At 63.9% G+C, this 15673-nt stretch carries 15 protein-coding genes; 3 read left to right on the top strand and 12 right to left on the bottom strand.

The features are described from left to right. Positions 1-52: 52 nt before the first annotated feature. The 4 genes from BRPE64_RS21755 to BRPE64_RS21735 form a co-directional block, all read right to left on the bottom strand. Positions 53-1378 (bottom strand): chloride channel protein, encoded by a 1326-nt coding sequence (locus tag BRPE64_RS21755; RefSeq protein WP_044043026.1) that lies wholly within the window; start codon positions 1376-1378, stop codon positions 53-55. Between the two features lie 269 nt (positions 1379-1647). After that, entirely contained in the window at positions 1648-2547 is a 900-nt protein-coding gene (cynR, locus tag BRPE64_RS21745; protein ID WP_044042842.1) for a transcriptional regulator CynR, read from the bottom strand. Between the two features lie 86 nt (positions 2548-2633). Beyond that, on the bottom strand, positions 2634-3104 hold the full coding sequence (gene cynS, locus BRPE64_RS21740) for a cyanase (protein WP_016347010.1): 471 nt from the start codon (positions 3102-3104) through the stop codon (positions 2634-2636). A 38-nt stretch (positions 3105-3142) separates the two neighbouring features. Continuing rightward, complete coding sequence (locus tag BRPE64_RS21735) at positions 3143-3802, bottom strand: carbonic anhydrase (RefSeq protein ID WP_016347009.1); 660 nt, start codon at positions 3800-3802, stop codon at positions 3143-3145. Between the two features lie 297 nt (positions 3803-4099). Here BRPE64_RS21735 and BRPE64_RS21730 point away from each other — a divergent pair, with 297 nt between their 5' ends. Continuing rightward, a complete protein-coding gene (locus BRPE64_RS21730; RefSeq protein ID WP_016347008.1) occupies positions 4100-4726 on the top strand; it encodes a glutathione S-transferase family protein in 627 nt (208 codons plus the stop codon). Positions 4727-4858: 132 nt separating this feature from the next. After that, positions 4859-5257: an FKBP-type peptidyl-prolyl cis-trans isomerase gene (locus BRPE64_RS21725; protein ID WP_016347007.1), complete on the top strand. Its 399-nt coding sequence runs from the start codon at positions 4859-4861 to the stop codon at positions 5255-5257. A gap of 76 nt (positions 5258-5333) precedes the next feature. Here the strand turns inward: BRPE64_RS21725 and BRPE64_RS21720 are convergent, their stop codons facing one another. From BRPE64_RS21720 to BRPE64_RS21695, 6 genes are all read right to left on the bottom strand, one after another. Further along, positions 5334-6725 carry an LLM class flavin-dependent oxidoreductase gene (locus tag BRPE64_RS21720; RefSeq protein WP_044042841.1) on the bottom strand — a complete coding sequence of 464 codons (1392 nt, stop codon included), beginning with the start codon at positions 6723-6725 and terminating at the stop codon, positions 5334-5336. 23 nt (positions 6726-6748) lie between these two features. Next, positions 6749-8044: an MFS transporter gene (locus BRPE64_RS21715; RefSeq protein WP_016347005.1), complete on the bottom strand. Its 1296-nt coding sequence runs from the start codon at positions 8042-8044 to the stop codon at positions 6749-6751. Between the two features lie 99 nt (positions 8045-8143). Next, positions 8144-9208, bottom strand: coding sequence for an amidohydrolase family protein (locus BRPE64_RS21710; RefSeq protein WP_016347004.1), 1065 nt, complete (start codon positions 9206-9208; stop codon positions 8144-8146). Positions 9209-9217: 9 nt separating this feature from the next. Further along, complete coding sequence (locus tag BRPE64_RS21705; protein WP_016347003.1) at positions 9218-9808, bottom strand: flavin reductase family protein; 591 nt, start codon at positions 9806-9808, stop codon at positions 9218-9220. Further along, positions 9805-10134 (bottom strand): DUF4387 domain-containing protein, encoded by a 330-nt coding sequence (locus tag BRPE64_RS21700; RefSeq protein ID WP_016347002.1) that lies wholly within the window; start codon positions 10132-10134, stop codon positions 9805-9807. Before BRPE64_RS21700 ends, BRPE64_RS21705 begins: the two co-directional genes overlap by 4 nt. Then, positions 10121-11506 (bottom strand): acyclic terpene utilization AtuA family protein, encoded by a 1386-nt coding sequence (locus BRPE64_RS21695; RefSeq protein WP_016347001.1) that lies wholly within the window; start codon positions 11504-11506, stop codon positions 10121-10123. The genes BRPE64_RS21700 and BRPE64_RS21695 overlap by 14 nt, the downstream gene beginning before the upstream one ends. A 121-nt stretch (positions 11507-11627) precedes the next feature. On the opposite strand from BRPE64_RS21695, the gene BRPE64_RS21690 reads away from it, so the two are divergent. Next, positions 11628-12554 (top strand): LysR family transcriptional regulator, encoded by a 927-nt coding sequence (locus tag BRPE64_RS21690; RefSeq protein ID WP_016347000.1) that lies wholly within the window; start codon positions 11628-11630, stop codon positions 12552-12554. A 180-nt stretch (positions 12555-12734) separates the two neighbouring features. Here BRPE64_RS21690 and BRPE64_RS21685 read toward each other — a convergent pair whose 3' ends face one another. Continuing rightward, on the bottom strand, positions 12735-14087 hold the full coding sequence (locus BRPE64_RS21685) for an MFS transporter (RefSeq protein WP_016346998.1): 1353 nt from the start codon (positions 14085-14087) through the stop codon (positions 12735-12737). A gap of 63 nt (positions 14088-14150) precedes the next feature. Then, positions 14151-15578, bottom strand: a complete 1428-nt coding sequence (locus BRPE64_RS21680; RefSeq protein ID WP_016346997.1) for an LLM class flavin-dependent oxidoreductase — start codon at positions 15576-15578, stop codon at positions 14151-14153. Positions 15579-15673 lie beyond the last annotated feature (95 nt).

Raw genomic sequence — 15673 nt, 5'->3', positions numbered from 1 at the left:
CACGCCCGTTCACGATGGTCGTGTCATCGAACGCGCAGCGCGAGCAATCGCCTCAGGGCACGATTCCATCGACGCCACTGGCCGGCGCATTCTGCGGCAAAGCCGGACGCGACATCCGCGCCTCGACCGCGCGATACGCGCAAACCGCGCCCGCAATGCCGAGCGCCGCCGGAATCAGAAAGTCCTGGCTGAAGTGCGTAAATTCGATCATCAGGACGATGGCGGTCAAGGGCATCTGCATCGATGCGCCGAGAAACGACGCCGCCCCCATGATCGCGAACGCGGCGAGCGGCGTGCCGGGCCAGAACGCGTTCCACACGCTGCCGAGAATCACGCCGAGCAGCGCGCCGTTGGTCAGCCCCGGCGTGAGCAGCCCGCCTTCCGCGCCCGCGCGCAGCGTGCTCAATTCGACCAGCACCTTGAGGACGAGCAGGATGCCGGCGAGTCCGAGCGTGATCTCGTCGCCGAACGACAGACCCGCGGCGCCCTTGCCGTTGCCCACGAGTTGCGGAAAGCTCATCGACAGTACGCCGATGACGATGAAGTTGAGCAGCACGAGCCCGGGCAACGCATTGCCGCGCGGCGCGGCCGCACGCGCCGCCGACGTCGCCTTGACGAAACCCCACGCCGCCACGCCGAACAGCGGCCCCGTCACGACCGCAAAAGCGACGATCTGCGCGTTCAGCGTCAGCACGGGCAACTGATACTGGCGCGCGTCGCCCAGGCCGACCCACGAAACGAGCGCGGCGATCGCGGACGTGGCGAAAGCGGCGACTGCGATCGGCCATTCGAACGTGACCAGCAACACTTCGAGCACGAAGACCGCGCCGCCGAGCGGCACGTTATACACGGCGGCGAGACCCGCGCCCGCGCCGCACGCCACCATGACGCGCGCCTGCGCGGGCGTGAGACCGGCGAAGTGCGCGAGCCAGCCGGACCATAACGCGGCGATCTCGCGCGGCGCGACCTCGCGGCCGAGCGGCGAACCCATTGCCACGGTGATGATCTGCAGCAACGTATGCGCGAGCGTGCTCACGACCGGCATGCGCGGATCGTCGGCGGCGATCGCGCGGCGGATGCTGACGAGCGGCTTGCCGAAACGGTACACGCACCACCAGCCGGCTCCCGCGATCACGCCCGCAAGCGTCAGCACGATCAAGCGCCGCATCGGCGAGGCGGCCGTCACGCCTTCGAGAAACGACTCGCGGCTCACGACGGCGTCGAGGCTGTAGCCGAACGCGAGATGTTGCACCGCGTGCAGCAGCAGCGCGAGCGACATGCCGCCGACACCCGCGCCCAGACCGACGAGCACCGTGACGACGACGAGGCGCGCAGCCGAGGGCGCGCGGAAATCGGTTGCGGATCGGGACGTGGTCATATCGGTCACGGGTCGCGAAAGCCCATAGAGTAACGCGCGAAAGGCCGGCATGACGCGCGGCTGCGCACTCGAATGCGCTCACGTCCGACAAAACGCGGGCGACGTCGGCGGCCGGTTCGCGCGTGCGGACGTGTACGGCGCAATCATTCCGCTGGTGCTCGTCTGCGTGATGTATAGCGGTTTTTCCGCGGGCGGCACGGTGCTCGTCGTGGTGCTCACGAACCTGCTGCAAGGCCATGCGCTTACCGCATTGCTCGCGAACCGGCTTTTCACCGTCGCCTCGTTCCTGCGACGTCGAATTCTTCACGCACCAGTTCGACGAAAGCCTCGGTCGCCGCACTGCGATACGCGCCCTTTCGCATCAGCAACGCAGCCGTCCGCTGAGGCAGCGCGGGTTCGAGACCGACAATCCGTAATTGCGAATGTTCCTGCGCGATGGGCGCGGGCAGCAAGGTCGCGAGCGTGCTTCGCTGCACGATCGCCATGACGGCGTTGATCGAATTGACTTCGATCGCGACCCGCGGAATGACGCCCTGTTGTCTGCAATAGCGATCGATCCATTGACGCGTGACGAAGCTATCGTTGAGCAGCACAAGCGGCGTCTCTGCAAACTTCCCGATGTCGAGCCGTGTGCCCTTTCGTGCCAGCGCGTGTGACTTGCCGACCATCAATGCAAGTTCTTCGCTGAAGAGCGCATGCGCCTCGATCTCGGGCAACTGCGTCTCGTGGAATGCGATGCCGGCGTCGAGTGTGTCGTCGTTGAGCATCGCTTCCATCCGGTCCTGCGGCATTTCGTTCACCGAGATCGTGAGACCCGGATAACGCCGGTGATATTTCTCCAGCAGCGGCCCGACGAGATAAGCCGTGAACGTGGGCGTAATCGCCAGACGCAAGGTGCCGCGCGTGAGTTCGCGCACATCGTGAATGGCGCGCTTGCCGTCATCGAGATCACGCAGCGCGCGTTTCGCGAACTCCGCGTAGACCACGCCCGCATCGGTTAGCTGAATCGTGCGCGCGGAGCGGTCGAGCAACTGCGCGCCGAGCGAATCCTCCAGTTGCCTGATTTGCTGCGAAAGCGTCGGCTGCGATACATGCAACGCTTCAGCCGCGCGCGTGAAATTGCGGTGCTCCACCACTGCCAGAAAATACCGGACGTGCCTGAGCAACATAGCGGCTCCAAGTATTGGTTTTTCCAATACCGGCGATCATAAAGGAGTCTCGCATGGCTTGACCGGGCGCAGGCGCGTCCGCAACGTTAGAACGGCTTGGTCGGAAGATACTTTCCGTCGAGCGTGATCACGGCGCGCGAGCCGCCTTCCGGGTCCTCGACCTTCTTGATATCGAGCTTGAAGTTGATCGCGCTGATGATGCCGTCGCCGAACTGTTCGTGAACCAGCGCCTTGAGCGTCGTGCCATACACCTGAATCATCTCGTAGAAGCGGTAGATGGTCGGGTCCGTCGGCACGCCGCCGGGAATGCTGCCGCGCAGCGGGATCGTCTGCAACAGGCGAACGTCATCGTCATCCAGTTCCAGCTTGTCGGCGACGACCTTTGCCGCTTGCTCCGGCAGCGCATGTTGGCCGAGCAAAGCCGCCGTGACGAACGCGATGCTGAGTCCGCTGCCTTCGTTGATCTGCTCGAAGCTCAGGTTCTTCCTGATCTTTGCGTCGATGATCTTGTCCGTCAGCGCCTGACGCGGCCCTTGATCGAATTGCGATTGCGTCATAACACACTCCTTTGGGTAAGTAGCGAGAACTGCTTGTTTCAGGCGGCGAGGCCGAGACGAGCGGGAACAGCACACACGTGAGGGTTTTCGGCGAGCGGAACGAAGGTGCCGGTGGTGCCGTCGATGGCGTCGATACTGCCGGTGCCGATGTCGTACACCCAGCCGTGCAGCGCCAGATGGCCTTGTTCGAGCGCGAGCCGCACCGAGGGATGCGTCTTGATGTTTGCCAGTTGCGCGAACACATTTTCGCGGACCATCGAACTGATCCGGTCGCGTTCGCTCTCGTGCTGGCGAGCCTCATTCACGACTCTTGCCGAATCGGCGTAACGCAGCCAGTTGCGCACCGCCGGCATGTGATCGAGGCATTGGCATGTGGCGATGGCGGTCATGGCGCCACAGTCGGAGTGACCGCAGATCACGACGTCGGTGACGCCGAGCGCCGCGACCGCATATTCGACCGTCGCGCTGACGCCGCCGGGTTCAGGCCCATACGACGGAACGATATTGCCTGCGTTGCGGATCACGAACAGATCGCCCGGTTCGCGCTGGGTGACGAGTTCGGGGACGATCCGGCTATCGGAACATGAAATGAACAACGTTCTCGGATGCTGACGGGTGGCGAGTTCCTTGAACAGACCCACGCGCGGCGGAAACGCGTCCCGGCGGAACTTCAGAAAGCCTTCGATGACCTCTTGCATAACTGTTTCCCCTTCGACGGTTCATGCGCAAGCGATGAGACGAGTATTCGCCAGCGCAGCGGCCACGTCCAAGACCGAGTTTCGATAGACGCTATAGGCAGGACCAATAGTTCGATTCGGGCCTTCAGGCAAGGCGCTTTGATGCCATCGAGATCGCCTTTCGCGTTTCGGGAAAACTGAATTCGCGAATCGATGCATTCGCTTGAGTTGGATGTGCTGCTAGATTCCGCCGAAGCAACGGCCGCTCCGTCATGGCCGTCTCCGTCTTATGTTGACGAACTTCACTGGAACCGTCTTATGAGCATCATCGTTCATCACCTCGAAAACTCGCGATCGCAGCGCGTACTCTGGCTTCTCGAAGAATTGAACTTGCCCTATCAGGTTGTGCGCTATAGCCGGGCTGCCGTGACGGGCAGCGCGCCGCCCGCCGTTGCGGCGTTACATCCGCTGGGAAAGCTTCCGCTCTTGCAGGACGATGATCTGATCATCGCGGAGTCGGGTTTGATCTTCGAACATCTTCTCGAACAATCCAACGTCGATATCGGCAAACCCGCTGATCCGGATGGCGCGCGCCGGTATCAGCACTTCTTCCACTATGCAGAAGGCTCGCTCATGCCGCCGCTCTTCGCTCTTTTGGTTCTCGGACGGATGGGCGATGTCGCGCGCGACGCGGCCAACGATCTGCGGCACGCCTTCGCCGTGCACCTCACGTGGTTGAACGACGAGTTGTCTCAGCGCGCATGGTTCGCCGGCGACACGTTCACCGCCGCCGACATCATGATGAGCTTTCCACTCGAAGCAGCACGTCAACGTGGCGGCCTCGACGAACGCTATCCGCATCTGAATGCGTTTCTCGCGCGCGTGCATGTGCGGCCTGCGTACCGTGCCGCGATCGAGATAGGCGGTCCCTACGCGTTTGCGTGACGAATGGCGCAGGGCGCTGGGCGCTGGGCGCTGGGCGCTGGGTCGCAGCCTGACAAAGCGCCTTCGACGGACGCGGGAAACGCCCCGCTATAATCGGTGCGCCATTCACAGAGGATCACAAAGGACTTACACATGAGAACGATCATCGCTTTGCTCGCCGCATCGGCTTTCGCATCGACCGCATTCGCCGCCGGCCCCACCGAGAAGTTGCCGTCGGGCGTCGTGGTCGAGCAGATCAAGCAAGGCACCGGACCGCAACCGACCGCCGACGATGTCGTGCGCGTGAACTATCGCGGCACGCTCGCGAACGGCACCGAATTCGACAGCTCGGACAAGCACGGCGGCCCCGCGACCTTCCCGCTCGGCCGCGTAATTCCGTGCTGGACGCAAGGCGTGCAGAAGATCAAGGTCGGCGGCAAGGCCAAGCTGACGTGCCCGGCAGCGACCGCTTACGGCGATCGCAGCGTCGGCATCATTCCGGCGAACAGCGACCTCACGTTCGAAGTCGAACTGCTCGGCATCGGCAAGTGAACGACTGCGCGTAACGCAAGAAACACTTCCGTCGATTGCGAGACAAAGGCAAGCGCGGGCTACTTCACGCCCGCGCTCACGCCGCGCTCACCTCGCGCGTTCCCGCAAACGCCTGCTCGCGCCAGTCGCCCGACTTCGGAATCGGCAAGCCGAGATTCTCGCGCAGCGTCGAGCCCTGATACTCCTTGCGGAACAGTCCGCGCCGCTGTAACTCGGGCACCACCATGCGCACGAAGTCCTCATAGGCGCCGGGCACGTGCGTGGGAGCGATCACGAAGCCGTCCACGCCCCCCTCGACGAACCATTGCTCCATCTGATCGGCCACGGTCTTCGGCGTGCCGCAGAACACCGGAAACTCGTCGATACGCGCGCGCTTCGAAAAGTCCACGAAATCGCGCACCGACGGATTCTTCTTGCCCGACAACGTCACGACGCGATCGCGGAAACCGGTCCAGCCTGAGATCGCGGCCATTTCGGCGTCGCTGAACGGATCGTCGTAACCGCGCTTCGAGAAATCCGTGTTGAGCACTTCACACAGCAGCGCGAGCGAATCGATCGGCTTGGCGAGCGCATCGATATATTCGCGTTCCTTCTGCGCGATCTCGTCCGACTCCGCAACGATCGTGTAACACGCGGTCGAAATCTTCACGTCGTCGGGATTGCGGCCCGCATCGGCGAGCGCCTGCTTCATCTCCGCGTACTGCTTCTTGCCCACCGCGAGATTCGGATACACCACGAAGATAAGATCCGCCCAGCGCGACGCGAACAGCCGCCCGCGCCCGCTCTGTCCCGCCTGAATCAGCACCGGATGACCCTGCTGCGAGCGCGGCACCGTGAACGGCCCGCGCGACTTGAAAAAGCGCCCCTCGTGATCCAGACGATGCACCTTGGCCGGATCGGCGAAGCGGCCACTTTCCTTGTCGAGAATCAGCGCGCCCTCTTCCCACGTGTCCCAGTGACCCATGACGGTTTCGACGAACTCGTCCGCGCGGTCGTAACGCAGATCGTGTTCGAGATGCGCGCTCTGGCCGAAGTTCGCTGCTTCCGAATCGTTGAGCGACGTGACCACGTTCCACGCGGCGCGGCCCTTCGTCATCAGATCGAGCGTGCCGAACGTGCGCGCGAGATGGAACGGTTCGTAGTAGGTCGTTGAATAGGTCGCGCCCAGACCGAGCTTCGATGTCGCCATGCCCATCGCGGTGAGGATCGAGATCAGGTCCATCTTCACGGCGCGCACGCCATGCTCGACCGTTTGCGCGTGGTCGTTGCCGTAGATGTCGGGCATCGCGAGGCGGTCGTCGAAGAAGGCGAGATGGAACTTGCCTTCCTCCAGCGTGCGCGCGATGCGCTGATAGTACTCGGGCGTCGTGAAGTCCTGCATCGCCGCGCTGTGCCGCCACGATCCGGGATAGGTCGAGCAGTTCTGCGCCTGGAGAAAGCCGATCAGGGTCATTTGTTTCTTCGTCATTTCGTGTTCCTTATTCAATGAGTTCAGGCGCCGAGCGATACTTCACCGACAGCGGCAACGCTGTCGTGACGGCGAATCGGCGTGCGCGTCATGAAGAGGCTCACGAGCGCGCCGGCCAGCGCAAGCGCGCCGGCGATATAAAACGCGTTGTTGTAGCTGTGCGTGAGCGCGACCACATAACCTGTGGCGATCGGCGCGATCATCGCGAACGATGCGCCACCGGTAATCAACAGCCCCGTGCCGCGCCCCACTTCCGCCGACGACGGCAGCAGGTCGCCGATCAGTGCAATGTTCATTGCGAGCGCGGCTTGCGCGCCGGTCAGCGAGAGCGTGAAGACGGCGACCATCACCCACATGTCATCGACGAAAGGCGTGGCGAGCACGACCGACGTCAGCAGCATCGACGCCGCGACCATGTTGCGTCGTCCGCCCTTGCTGCATGCATCGCCGGTCAGCAGGCGATCGCTCAGCTTGCCGATTGCGAGCGCGAGCAGCACCGACAGCGCATACGGCAACGCGGTGAAGTAGCCGCTTCTCACGATGTCCAGATGCCGCTCCGTTTGCAGATAGCTCGGCAGCCACGTGAGAAACAGAAACTGCGCGTAAGAGCCGAAGCCTTGCGTGATGAGCAGGCCCCATACGCTCGTCGATTTAAGCAGGTCGGGAATCGAAAGCGTCGGGCCGCTCGGCGTATCGGGCAGGCCGCCGTTGCGTTCGCGCAGAATCAGCGCGCGTTCCTGATCGTCGATGAAGCTGGCATGCTCGGGCTTCCTGAACCACTTGAGCCAGCAGAACAGCCAGATCGCGCCCGAGCTGCCGACGATCACAAAGCCCGTGCGCCAGCCGAAGAGCTGCACCGCCCACGCAACCAGCAACGCGCCGATCGCCGGGCCCGCGTACGAGCCGCTGTTGAGCGTCGCCGCGGCGATGCCCCGTTCGCGCGCGGGCATCCATTCGCGGATCACCTTGCCGCCCGCCGGATACGACGACGCCTCGCCCGCGCCCATCACGAGACGCGTGACGAGAATCGACATGTAGCTCCACGCGAAGCCGGTCGCGACCGTGGCGATCGAGAAGATCGCCATGCCGGCCGCATTGACATAGCGCGTGCCCCAGCGATCGAGCGCGAGGCCCCAGACGATCAGGCTCGCGAAATACGTCCAGATGAACGACGACAACAGGAAGCCCATCTGGATCGGACTGATGCCGAACTCGTGCGCGATCGGCTGCGCGGCCACCGACAGCGCAACGCGATCGATGTAGTTGATGCTCGTGAGCGAAAACAAAAAGATGTAGATGAAGATGCGGCGATTTTTCATGTGTCTCCTCCGGATATCCGTGCGCACGATTCATCGTGCGCCGGACAGTCTTTGTCTTTATTCGGCTTGACGGATGTATCGAACGCCTGTTTTGCAGGCTTATGAGATCGCCTCCGTCATCAGTTCCGCGACGCCGAGCGCATACACGCGGTTCGCCGTGCCCGCGAGCATCTGGCGTCGTGCCGCGGCCGGATAACCGGCGCTCGCGAGCTTGAACGCGTTCCATACCGACACGTAATTGCAACTGCCCTTGTCGACGGGGAAATTGCTCTCGAACATGCTGCGCTCCGCGCCGAACAAGTCGATGCAGGTGCGCACATAAGGCGTCCAGCGTTCGACGAGTTCGAGGCAGGTCGCGGGCTTCGCGGCATCGGCGAAAGAGAGGCCCGTGCGCGGCATCGCGAGGCCGCCGATCTTCACGACGACGTTATCGTTCGACGCCACGCGCGCAAGCAACTTGCCCCACGCCTCGCGTACGTCGGCGCGCCGGTTCGCATACGGCCCGATGCCGAGCGGCCCGCCGCAATGATTCAGCACGACAGCCAAACGCGGATGACGCCGCGCAAGCGCCGCTGCGTCGTCGAGTTGCGTGTGATACACCCAGAGGTCCAGCACGAGGCCCATCTCTTGGAGGATCGCGCAGTAGCGATCCAGTTCGGGCGAAGCGATCGTGTGTTCGTCGGGACCATCGTGGGGCGCGGCGAACGCGGGATCGGCATGCCATGCGGCACGCACGCGCACGCCGCGCAGGCGGCCCTGCGCCGCGTCGAGGTGCGCTTCGAGCACCGCTTGCGGATTCGGCACGAACGGATCGCCATACGCGACGATGCCTTTCACGAGACCCGCATCGCTCGGCAGAAGCTGCGCCGCCGCCTGCGCCTGTGCAACCGCGAAACGCGTTTCGCCGACCGGCGCGAAGCCGGCGGGCGCATTCGTATCGAAACGCGCCTTGCATTCGACGAACACCGTCGCGAGCACGCGATGCCCCGCGCGCGCATCCGCGACAAGTTCGGGCGCGTGATAAAACGCGCTTTCCACATCCCACAGATGATGATGCGGATCGATGACCGGCAACTCCGGCTCGACCGCAGGTTCCGCAACTTGCGCGAGCCACTCGGGCCGGATGCGCGGGAAATTGCTGCGCTCATATTTCGCGTCGAACATGCGCGCTCCTTACGCCGTCAACGGCCAGAAGCCGCCGAACTGTCCGCTCAGATAGACGAGCGGGGCCATCGGCTGCGGCTCGATCTCCAGATGCTCGACTGCGCCGATCAGAATCGCGTGCGTGCCGAACTCGACCAGATCGTGCAGGCGGCACGCAATCGATGCGACGCTGCCATCGAGCGTCGGCAGGCCCGATTCGCCCGTGCGCCACGCGCCGTTGACGAAGCGCGCGTCGCCATCCGGCTTGCGCGAGAACGCAACCGCCAGGTCCGCGTGCTGCTGCGTCAGCAGGTTCACGCAGAAGCGCCCGCTCATCACGAGCGCCTCGAACGCCGACGCATGCCGATTCACCGATACGACCAGCGCGGGCGGGTCCATCGTCAGCGAGGTGACGGCCGTGACCGTCATGCCGTGGCGCACGCCGTCGTGAACCGTCGAGACCAGCGCGACGCCGCCCGCGAGCCTGCGCATCGCCTGCCGGAACGAGGTCGTCAGTTCTTCCGTATCGTTCGCATCGTTCGTATCGTTCGTATCGTTCGCATCGTTCGCATCGTTCGTATCGGCGGCGGCAGGGCGCGCCTGAAGTTCAGCTTCGCTCATCGCGTGTTCTCCAGTTCGATGGGAATGTCGATGTCGAGCAGCGGCGCGTGTTGCTGCGAGCCATACACGTCCGTGTCGCCGATATCGCCCGACGAAACGAGCCGCGGCAACGTTGCCTTGAACGCGCGCGCGGCGCGATACGGCGTGAACTGGACCTGTTCAGGCGACACGTCGTAGAGACGCGCGAAAAGCTCGGGCTTGAGCACACCGGTAGCGGCGACGCGGTCGTAAATCTCATCCGTTTCGAACACGATATCGAGCGTGACCATGAACGGCCCCGCGTTCTTGCTGCGGCAGACGCTCGCGAAATCTTTAATAGCGGGCATGGCGATCTCCGATGACTTCGTAGCGGATCGGGAACAGCGAGAGCGCATTCTCCGGCTCCAGCAGATGGCAGATGGAAAAGCGGTAGACCTGACCGAGATCGAGATCGGACGGCGAGAACGGAATCGCCATGTTGCCTTCCTTGCAGAGGCGGCCCGGGAACTCCGAGTGCAGGATCGTCGTGCGTGCGATTGCGAGCACGGCCTTCGCGGTGTCGCGATCCTGCGCGACCACTTCGGCGACGATGGCCGTCTCATGCGGATGACGTTCGCTTGCAGGCAAGGGCTCGCGTTCGCCCATTACGCCGTTCTGGCCGTAGACGCGGAAGTTGAGCGCATAGCTATCGGACGGCGCGCCGAACGCGCTCGCCTTCTCGTCGACGATCTCGCGCGCCCGCGCAAGATAGCGGTCCATTTGCGCCTGCAGCACCGGATCGCGCGTCGCGCACAGCGTGATGACGCGATGCCCGCGTGCCTCGACGCCTTCGAGCTTCACCGTGTACGGCATCGGACGCCAGCGCATACCGGACACGCGCACGGCGCGCGCCGTGACGGCCTCGAACGCGCATTCGGAGGTGTCCAGCATGCCGCCCGGCTCATGATGATGAATCGGGCTGCTGTTCTCGTGCAGCGCGAAGTACGCGACCGATTTCGGCGTGCAGGCCTGTTCGGGATGCATCGGTTCGAGTTCGACGTGATCGTCGCGGATCGTCGCGAGCAGGCATCCCTCGCGCTTGGGCAGCGCCGGCTCCGCGCCGCATTCGAGCATCTTGCCCGCGTACCAGCCGAGCGCCGGCGAAAAGCCCGCGCGGATCGCCATCGCGGCCCAGGGCGCCGGGTCCGTGCTGCGGCCCGAGAGGATCACTTGCGCGCCCGCATCGAGTGCGGCGATGTAGGGCTCCGGCCCCATCGCGCCGACCACGCGCACGGCCTGATCGACGAGTTCGGGCGTCATCTCCGGCAGGCCGTACAGCGGTCGCGTCTTGCCCGCGTTGACGTGTTCGAGCAGCACGTCCTTGGGCAATTCCGAATTGATCACGGCGAGCTTGAATGACAGACTTTCTTCCTGCGCGATTTCCTTGACGATATCGATCATCATCTGGAGATGCGGGTCGCCGCCCGCGCCGCCACATGTACTGACGACAACAGGAATGCCGCGCGGCACGGCGGCCGCGAGCATGATGCGCATGTCGCGCTTGGTCGCCATGCGCGACGTGAACGATTCGCCCGAAGCGAGGTAATACGGCCCCGGATCGGAGCTGCCGCCATCGGCGCCGATGAGATGCGGACGCCGCTCGAGGCCCGCTTCGAACGCGCTTTGCGCGAAGCCGTAGCCGAGTATCGCGGTCGTGCTGAGCAGTCTGAGTTCTTCCATTGCGCTGTTGTCTCCGTTGTGCTCCTGAATGGAATCAAGCGTAATCAGATGGAACGTGAACTGCTCGCATACCTGTTATGCATATCGGGCGAGATGGCCCGACACGAAAGGAGACCGGCACGTGGAGTTGAAGCAGCTCAGGTATTTCAAGGTCGTGGCGCGCGAGGGCAGCGTCTCGCGCGCGGCGGCGATACTCGGCATCAGCCAGTCGATGCTCACGCGTCATATCCAGATGCTGGAGCAGGAACTCGGGCCGCCGCTTTTGTATCGCAACGGCCACGGCATGTCGCTCACGGAAGCGGGTCAGAAGTTCCTCACGCGCGCGAGCGATATCCTCGAACGCAGCGACGAAGCCGTGAATCACATGCAGGCGATGCGCGCGGTACCCGGCGGCAGCGTGACGATGGGCATTCCACCGATGCTCGGCGATTTCCTGCTGGTGCCGCTCGTGCGCCGCTTTCGCGCCGAGTTTCCCGATGTGCGGCTGCGCATGCGCGAAGGTCTTTCGGGCTACATGCTCGAATGGCTGCTGAGCGGGCAACTGGATATCGGCGTGCTGTACAACATCGGGCCGCACAGCACGATCAGCATCGAGCCGCTTTTGTCGGACGATCTACTGCTGGTCGGCCCGCCCGATGCCACCGTGCTCGAACGTTCGATGGAGCCGATCCGTTTCGCCGACGCCGTCGAGCTGCCGTGGATCCTTCCGGCGCGCCCGCACGGCCTGCGCACGCTCGCCGAGGACGCCGCAAGCGCGCGTTCGCTCGCGCTCAACATCGCCTTCGAGATCGACGCGATGATGGCGATCTTCGAACTGGTCGAAGCGGGTCAGGGCTTCTCGGTCGCGCCGTACGCGGCGGTGCAGAGCCGCATCGAGCGCGGCACGCTGAAGGCGCGGCCGATCGTCGAGCCGAAGCTGCCGGGCGTGCTGTCTATCGCGTTCTCGCCGAAGAAAGAAGCGACGCTCGCGATGAAGGCGCTGTATCGCATCGTGCGTCAGGAAACCGATGCGCTCGTGCGCGCGGGCGTCTGGCGTTCGATCTCGTGAGGCATGCTGTCGGCGCGCGAGAATCGGCGCATTCATCGAACCTTCATGCCGAGACCCGCACCGATGTCCGACGCCCCGCTACCGCGCGCGGCGTGAAGTCTCTCGGAGGGTCGCGCAGGTTCGTGTCGGCCGGTCCTTCTTTCGTGCTGGCCGATGCACCAGCACGAACCTCCGGCTAACTCAATTCATCGCCGCGTTGCGTGCGTAATCCGCTGCATCCTCGGCGCGTGCTGTGGCGGCGTCCTGTTCTTCGAGCGTCGCCAGTTCCACGCCGGCGGCTTCGCGCAACGGAATGATCGACACCACCGAGATCACCGCAAGCAAAACGATATAGCCGACGAGCGGCCAGTACCCGCCCGCCCAGGCGATCAGCATGGCCGCGATCACCGGCGTCGGGCCGCTCCACGACACGGTCGCGAGCTGATACGCAAGCGACACGCCGCTATAACGCACGCCCGATGCGTACTGCTCCGCGAAGAGGCTCGGCTGCGCGGCCTGCACGGCGCCTTCGCCGAGTGCCATCGCCATGCTCATCGCGAGCACGATCAGCGGATAGCTGCCGGTGTTGAGCAACAGAAAATACGGGTAGATGAAAAGGCCGAGAAAGATCATCCCGCCCATGAACACCTTCTTGCGTCCGATCCGATCGGACAGCGCGCCGAACGTCGGATGCGCGACGAGCGTGCACGCCGCCGCGATCATCAGCGCGCGCAACGCATCGCTGCGCGGCAGATGCAGATTCTGCGTGAGATACACAAGCGAGTACACGGCGACCACATAAAAGCCCGCGCACTGCACCGCCTGCGATGCGACCAGCAGAAAGGTCGTGCGCTTGTGGCGTTTGAGCAGCGTCGCGATCGGCACGCTCGGCGTCTCATGCTTGCGGCGCATGCGTTCGATGCTCGGCGACTCCGCAAGCCTTCTGCGAATCACGATGCCCACCACGACGAGAATGCCGGAGAGCAGGAACGGCACGCGCCAGCCCCACGCGGCGAATTGCTCGGGCGTCGTGAGCGCGGTGCTCGCGGCCATCGCGCCGGTCGAGAGGATCAGCGCGCCGGGAATGCCCATTTGCGGCCAGCTGCCGTAAAAGCCGCGCTTTTTCGCGGGCGCGTGCTCGATCACCATCAACGTCGCGCCGCCCCACTCGCCGCCCACCGCGAAGCCCTGCACGAAGCGCAGCACAGTCAGCAGAACCGGTGCGGCGACGCCCACGCTCGCGTACGTCGGCAACAGGCCGATCAGGAACGTAACGCCGCCCATCATCGTGAGGCTCAGTACGAGCATGGCCTTACGGCCAATGCGATCGCCAAAATGCCCGAACACCGCGCCGCCGACCGGCCGCGCGATGAAGCCCACCGCGAAACTCGCAAGCGATGCAATGGTGCCCGCGACGGGATCGAAGGTCGGGAAGAAGAGCTTGCTGAATACGAGCGCCGCAGCCGACGCGAAGATAAAGAAGTCGTACCATTCAAGGGTGGTACCGATGGTGCTCGCGAGCGCCACGCGCCGGATATCGGCGATTTCTGCCATGTCTGTCTCCAGGAGTTGCGCCCGGTCACATGCCGGGCGCTTTGTTCTCGCACGTTCGATGGCTTATCCGGCCTTGCGCATCGGCTCGCCCATCGCATCATTGACGTCATTGACGCCAGCGAACGCCTGCTCGCGCCAGTCGCCCGCCTTCGGCTTCGCCAGGCCGAGATTCTCGCGCAGCGTCGTGCCGTCGTAGTCCTTGCGGAACACGCCACGCCGTTGCAGTTCCGGCACGACCTGACGCACGAAGTCTTCGTAGCCGCCGGGCACGTGCGTCGGCGAAATCACGAAGCCGTCGCAGCCGCCTTCGACGAACCATTGCTCCATCTGATCGGCCACCGTCTTCGCCGTGCCCGCGAACACCGGGAATTCGTTCAGACGCGCACGATTCGAGAAGTCGACGAAATCGCGCACCGACGGATTCTGCTTGCCCGAGAGCATCACCACGCGATCGCGGAAACCGGTCCAGCCCGAGATGGCCTTCATCTCTGCATCGGTGAAGGGCGCGTCGTAGTCGCGCGTCGAGAAGTCCGTGTTGAGCACTTCGCACAGCAGCGTGAGCGAGTCGATCGGCTTGGCGAGCGAATCGATATAGTCGCGCTCCTGCTGCGCGATCTCTTCCGATTCGGCGACCACCGTATAACACGCCGTCGAGACCTTGACCTTGTCCGGATCGCGCCCCGCCGCCGACACCGCCTGCTTCAGTTCCGCATATTGCTTCTTGCCCGCCGCGAGATTCGGATACACCACGAAGATCAGCTCGCCCCAGCGCGATGCGAACGCGCGTCCACGGCCGCTCTGTCCCGCCTGAATCAGCACCGGATGACCCTGCTGCGAACGCGGCACCGTCAGCGGACCGCGCGATTTGAAGTACTCGCCACGATGATCCAGCCGATGCACCTTCGCCGGATCCGCGAAGCGGCCGCTCGCTTTGTCGAGAATCAGCGCGTCGTCTTCCCACGAATCCCAGTGACCCATCACGGTTTCGAGGAATTCGTCGGCGCGGTCGTAGCGAAGGTCATGCTCCAGATGCATCTCGCGGCCGAAGTTCGCGGCTTCCGAATCGTTGAGCGACGTCACCACGTTCCATGCGACGCGGCCCTTCGTCATCAGGTCGAGCGTCGCGAAGTGGCGCGCGATGTGGTACGGCTCGTAATACGTCGTCGAATACGTGGCGCCCAAGCCGAGGTGCGTCGTGGCCATCGCCATTGCGCAGAGAATCGGCGACGGGTCCATCTTCACGGCGCGCACACCGTGCTCGACCGTCTGCGCGTGATCGTCGCCGTAGATGTCGGGCATGGCCAGGCGGTCGTCGAAGAACGCGAGATGGAACTTGCCCTCTTCGAGCGTGCGCGCGATGCGCTGGTAATACTCGGGCGACATGAAGTCCTGCATCGCGCCGCTGTGACGCCAGGAACCGGGATACGTCGAGCAGTTTTGCGCCTGCAGGAAACCGATGAGCGTCATCTGACGCGAAGTGTCGTGTGCCATGTGTGATGCCTCCTCGTGCAACGTCTCTGATATCGGAATCGATATGCAGCCGATTATGTCGAGGGCGCCGCAACGACACTATTTGCTTTATGAGA

The organism is Caballeronia insecticola (assembly GCF_000402035.1).
Taxonomy (GTDB): Bacteria; Pseudomonadota; Gammaproteobacteria; order Burkholderiales; family Burkholderiaceae; genus Caballeronia; species Caballeronia insecticola.
Note: the sequence above shows the minus strand (reverse complement) of the source record. Positions and strands in the feature narration are given on the sequence as shown.

Coding starts and splice junctions, on each gene's coding strand:
- BRPE64_RS21755 (WP_044043026.1), bottom strand. CDS start 1,378: ATGACCACGTCCCGATCCGCAACCGATTTCCGCGCGCCCTCGGCTGCG.
- cynR (WP_044042842.1), bottom strand. CDS start 2,547: ATGTTGCTCAGGCACGTCCGGTATTTTCTGGCAGTGGTGGAGCACCGC.
- cynS (WP_016347010.1), bottom strand. CDS start 3,104: ATGACGCAATCGCAATTCGATCAAGGGCCGCGTCAGGCGCTGACGGAC.
- BRPE64_RS21735 (WP_016347009.1), bottom strand. CDS start 3,802: ATGCAAGAGGTCATCGAAGGCTTTCTGAAGTTCCGCCGGGACGCGTTT.
- BRPE64_RS21730 (WP_016347008.1), top strand. CDS start 4,100: ATGAGCATCATCGTTCATCACCTCGAAAACTCGCGATCGCAGCGCGTA.
- BRPE64_RS21725 (WP_016347007.1), top strand. CDS start 4,859: ATGAGAACGATCATCGCTTTGCTCGCCGCATCGGCTTTCGCATCGACC.
- BRPE64_RS21720 (WP_044042841.1), bottom strand. CDS start 6,725: ATGACGAAGAAACAAATGACCCTGATCGGCTTTCTCCAGGCGCAGAAC.
- BRPE64_RS21715 (WP_016347005.1), bottom strand. CDS start 8,044: ATGAAAAATCGCCGCATCTTCATCTACATCTTTTTGTTTTCGCTCACG.
- BRPE64_RS21710 (WP_016347004.1), bottom strand. CDS start 9,208: ATGTTCGACGCGAAATATGAGCGCAGCAATTTCCCGCGCATCCGGCCC.
- BRPE64_RS21705 (WP_016347003.1), bottom strand. CDS start 9,808: ATGAGCGAAGCTGAACTTCAGGCGCGCCCTGCCGCCGCCGATACGAAC.
- BRPE64_RS21700 (WP_016347002.1), bottom strand. CDS start 10,134: ATGCCCGCTATTAAAGATTTCGCGAGCGTCTGCCGCAGCAAGAACGCG.
- BRPE64_RS21695 (WP_016347001.1), bottom strand. CDS start 11,506: ATGGAAGAACTCAGACTGCTCAGCACGACCGCGATACTCGGCTACGGC.
- BRPE64_RS21685 (WP_016346998.1), bottom strand. CDS start 14,087: ATGGCAGAAATCGCCGATATCCGGCGCGTGGCGCTCGCGAGCACCATC.
- BRPE64_RS21680 (WP_016346997.1), bottom strand. CDS start 15,578: ATGGCACACGACACTTCGCGTCAGATGACGCTCATCGGTTTCCTGCAG.